Origin of the sequence: Klebsiella sp. JB_Kp042, from assembly GCF_040065275.1 — a bacterium.
GTDB lineage: Bacteria > Pseudomonadota > Gammaproteobacteria > Enterobacterales > Enterobacteriaceae > Klebsiella > Klebsiella quasipneumoniae.
Genome location: NZ_JBEAJL010000057.1, coordinates 1 through 3765, shown reverse-complemented (window position 1 = coordinate 3765; position 3765 = coordinate 1). Strand labels below are relative to the sequence as shown.

The following is a 3765-nucleotide window of genomic DNA, read 5'->3' as shown; positions in this document are numbered from 1 at the left end:
CGAGATAAACTCGCTGCCGTTATCTGTCTGAATACGTACCGGCAGGCGCTTGCCCAGCACCCGTAATTTGCGGTTTTTTTGATTTCCGACGATACTACAGGGTCATCCGCGAGATGCATTCAATCAGTACCTCTCATACAGCCATAAAGCATTGAAGAAATGTTGTTATAATGTTAATTTGTATATGTGGTGAATCCCCCTATGCGGAGGGGCATATCCAGTCTGAATCATTTTTGCGCTTTGCGAGTCGTCCGTGGGCTGGCGGCGGCTTACCGGGAGGCACCCGGCACCACATTTTTTATTACAAATGAATATAGTTACTCATTAAAATACATGCAAATGTGATGTATCTACTGTTCTTTTACTTTGGCCATATATAGTCATAGACAATGAAAGCGATGCTTGCTGATAATAAATCCTGAACTATTTTTTGAATGAGCGTTGATTTTTTGAAAGGTTGCTGTGTACGACTGTAATCTCATGATGATCGGTAATGACTCCAACTTACTGATAGTGTTTTATGTTCAGATAATGCCCGATGACCTTGTCATGCAGCTCCACCGATTTTGAGAACGACAGTGACTTCCGTCCCAGCCTTGCCAGATGCGGCCAAGGATTCAGGTTATGCCGCTCAATGCGCTGAGTGTAACGCTTGCTGATAACGTGCAGCTTTCCCTTCAGGCGTGATTCATACAGCGGCCAGCCATCCGTCATCCATACCACGACCTCAAAGGCCGACAGCAGGCCCGGAAGACGCTCCAGCGTGGCCAGCGTGCGTTCACCGAATACGTGCGCCACAACCGTCCTCCGTATCCTGTCATACGCGTAAAACAACCAGCGCTGGCGTGATTTAGCGCCGACGTAACCCCACTGTTCGTCCATTTCCGCGCAAACAATGACGTCACTGCCCGGTTGTATGCGTGAGTTTACCGACTGCAGCCTGAGTTTTTTAAGTGTCGTAAAGCGCTGAGGTCTGCCTCGTGAAGAAGGTGTTGCTGACTCATACCAGGCCTGAATAGCTTCATCATCCAGCCAGAAAGTTATGGAGCCACGGTTGATGAGGGCTTTATTGTAGGTGGGCCAGTTGGTGATTTTGAACTTTTGCTTTGCCACGGAACGGTCTGCGTTGTCGGGAAGATGCGTGATCTGATCCTTCAACTCAGCAAAAGTTCGATTTATTCAACAAAGCCTCGAAAGGTTTTGCTGCATACCCTATAATCCGCCTCAGTAATCGTAGGGGAACGCAATGAAAAGGATTCGACTGTTTATAGGTGTTGTGATTATAGGTGCTCTGTCGGGGTGCGCAGCAGTCCAGTATAATGATGGTGAAAAGGTCAGTATTCAGTCCGATGCTTGGTACGGGCTGGATAGTTTGCATAACACTGCTGTTAAGGCGTGCCAGCAATATGGCAAATCGAAAGCAGTTTATCTCCATAGCGCTAATATGAACCCGAACTTACCGAAAGGTAGTGGGGTGCAAAATACTATCTGGAAATGTGAGCCATAAGCATGTCTAATTTTAATAGGCTTTGTTGAATAAATCAGATTTCGGGTAAGTCTCCCCCGTAGCGGGTTGTGTTTTCAGGCAATACGCACGCTTTGGTAATGCTGCCAACTTACTGATTTAGTGTATGATGGTGATTTTAAGGTGCTTGCGTGGCTTCCATTTCCATCAGATGTCCTTCCTGCTCAGCTACTGACGGGGTGGTGCGTAACGGCAAAAGCACTGCCGGACATCAGCGCTATCTCTGCTCTCACTGCCGTAAAACATGGCAGCTACAGTTCACTTACACCGCCTCTCAACCCGGTACACACCAGAAAATCATTGATATGGCCATGAATGGCGTTGGATGCCGGGCAACCGCCCGCATTATGGGCGTTGGCCTCAACACGATTTTACGTCACTTAAAAAACTCAGGCCGCAGTCGGTAACCTCGCGCATACAGCCGGGCAGTGATGTGATTGTCTGCGCTGAAATGGACGAACAGTGGGGCTACGTCGGTGCTAAATCACGTCAGCGCTGGCTGTTTTACGCGTATGACAGGATACGGAGGACGATTGTGGCGCACGTCTTCGGTGAACGCACTCTGGCCACACTGGAGCGTCTTCTGAGCCTGCTGTCGGCCTTTGAGGTCGTGGTATGGATGACGGATTGCTGGCCGCTGTATGAATCACGCCTGAAGGGAAAGCTGCACGTTATCAGCAAGCGTTACACTCAGCGCATTGAGCGACATAACCTGAATCTGAGACAACATCTGGCAAGGCTGGGACGGAAGTCACTGTCGTTCTCAAAATCGGTGGCGCTGCATGACAAAGTCATCGGGCATTATCTGAACATAAAACACTATCAGTAAGTTGGAGTCATTACCATCAGTAGATAGTATTTTACTTACATCGTATTTACCTGATATCAGTGAGTGCTACATTGAGTCAGGGTTTCGCAATAGCTTTAAGTATTAGAATGCATACAATTTAAGTGGGCGTTGTTGGCTTATATTATGGCAGAGGCGCTGGCGGTATGGTCAGATATTGACACTTTGAATGTTTGCATCATAAATTATTGAGGTGGTGAATCCCCCTATGCGGAGGGGCGACCAGTCAGTTACAGAAACCTGTAAATGCAGCGCGGGCCATGCCGACTGGGGCATGCTCACCGGGAGGCACCCGGCACCACACTGTCACTAAGCATATTGAATATTTCATAGTGGGTTTACTTTTGCGGTTGCCCTTCTATATTTATAGAACGTAACGGCAAAAGTGAATGCTTCCTGGTAAATCGGTAGCTCGGACTATTAGGTGCACCTTCCTTTCGTTACAGCCTTGGCTGCCAATTTTCTTCCCGCTTCTCTGGCGGTTTTTTTTTGCTCGTAATCTGCCCAAATAAATCATCAAAACAAGGAAGGCGATGGATTCATTTGCAGGAACTCCTTTCCCCTTCAACGGAGTGAGGCTCAAAGCAATAAGAAGCGGAACAGAAGGATGCTTTACGCCGAAAAAATAGGTCATGGCGACGTTTGGCATTGAAGAGACGTTATTGAGATGTTAAGTTTTATGGGTGGTGAATCCCCCTGAGCGGAGGGGTGTAAACAGTATTGTTTTATTGCTAAACCGAATGCGCGAGTCATGGTGGCTGACCAAAGGCTTACCGGGAGGCACCCGGCACCACAACTTCACCTCAAGCCCACGTTAACGCGTGGGCTGTTCTTTTCCAGCGGATCTATTCAAAGGATGCGCATTTGCGTGGCCTTTTTCATTTCAGGCTCACGGGAATCATCATCGATACGGCTCGTTGTTAAATCAGCCCGATGGGCCTGACCCCCTACACGCACAAAGCACCCCGTTAACCCGGAGGTGGAGTATGTATCGAATGGACAAGCTAACAACAGGTATTGCCTACGGAACGTCCGCAGGTAACGCGGGGTTCTGGATGTTGCAATTGCTCGACAAAGTATCCCCATCTCAGTGGGCCGCTATCGGTGTTCTGGGAAGTTTGGTATTTGGCTTGCTGACATACCTGACAAATCTGTATTTCAAAATTAAAGAAGACCGGCGAAAAGCTGTGCGAGGTGAATAATGTCTCCGACACTACGTAAAAGCGTTCTTGCTGCGGTCGGCGGTGGAGGCTTTGCGATTGCCTCTGCACTCATTACTGGCCCGACGGGTAATGATGGGCTTGAGGGAGTGCGATACGACCCTTATCAGGATGTGGTAGGCTTTGTTGAATAAATCAGATTTCGGGTAAGTCTCCCCCGTAGCGGGTTGTGT

The 3765-nt window shown here is 48.5% G+C and carries 2 protein-coding genes and 3 pseudogenes; 3 read left to right on the top strand and 2 right to left on the bottom strand.

Features of this window, described 5'->3' with window-relative positions:
* Positions 1 to 504: 504 nt before the first annotated feature.
* Both ABLV54_RS12950 and ABLV54_RS12945 read right to left on the bottom strand, forming a co-directional pair.
* Positions 505 to 954, bottom strand: a pseudogene (locus ABLV54_RS12950) (IS1 family transposase); the annotation flags it as partial.
* Positions 955 to 957: 3 nt separating this feature from the next.
* A pseudogene (locus tag ABLV54_RS12945) lies at positions 958 to 1158 on the bottom strand (transposase); the annotation flags it as partial.
* Between the two features lie 498 nt (positions 1159 to 1656).
* Here ABLV54_RS12945 and ABLV54_RS12940 point away from each other — a divergent pair.
* The 3 genes and pseudogenes from ABLV54_RS12940 to ABLV54_RS12930 form a co-directional block, all read left to right on the top strand.
* Positions 1657 to 2354 (top strand): IS1 family transposase gene (locus ABLV54_RS12940; protein WP_316937336.1). Its coding sequence is split into 2 segments (ribosomal slippage): positions 1657 to 1906 and positions 1906 to 2354, totalling 699 coding nucleotides; the frame shifts between segments, so codons are not numbered across the junction.
* Between the two features lie 1004 nt (positions 2355 to 3358).
* Positions 3359 to 3574, top strand: coding sequence for a class II holin family protein (locus tag ABLV54_RS12935; RefSeq protein ID WP_017880269.1), 216 nt, complete (start codon positions 3359 to 3361; stop codon positions 3572 to 3574).
* Positions 3574 to 3714, top strand: a pseudogene (locus ABLV54_RS12930) (lysozyme); the annotation flags it as partial. The gene ABLV54_RS12935 and the pseudogene ABLV54_RS12930, both read left to right, overlap by 1 nt.
* Between the last annotated feature and the right edge of the window lie 51 nt (positions 3715 to 3765).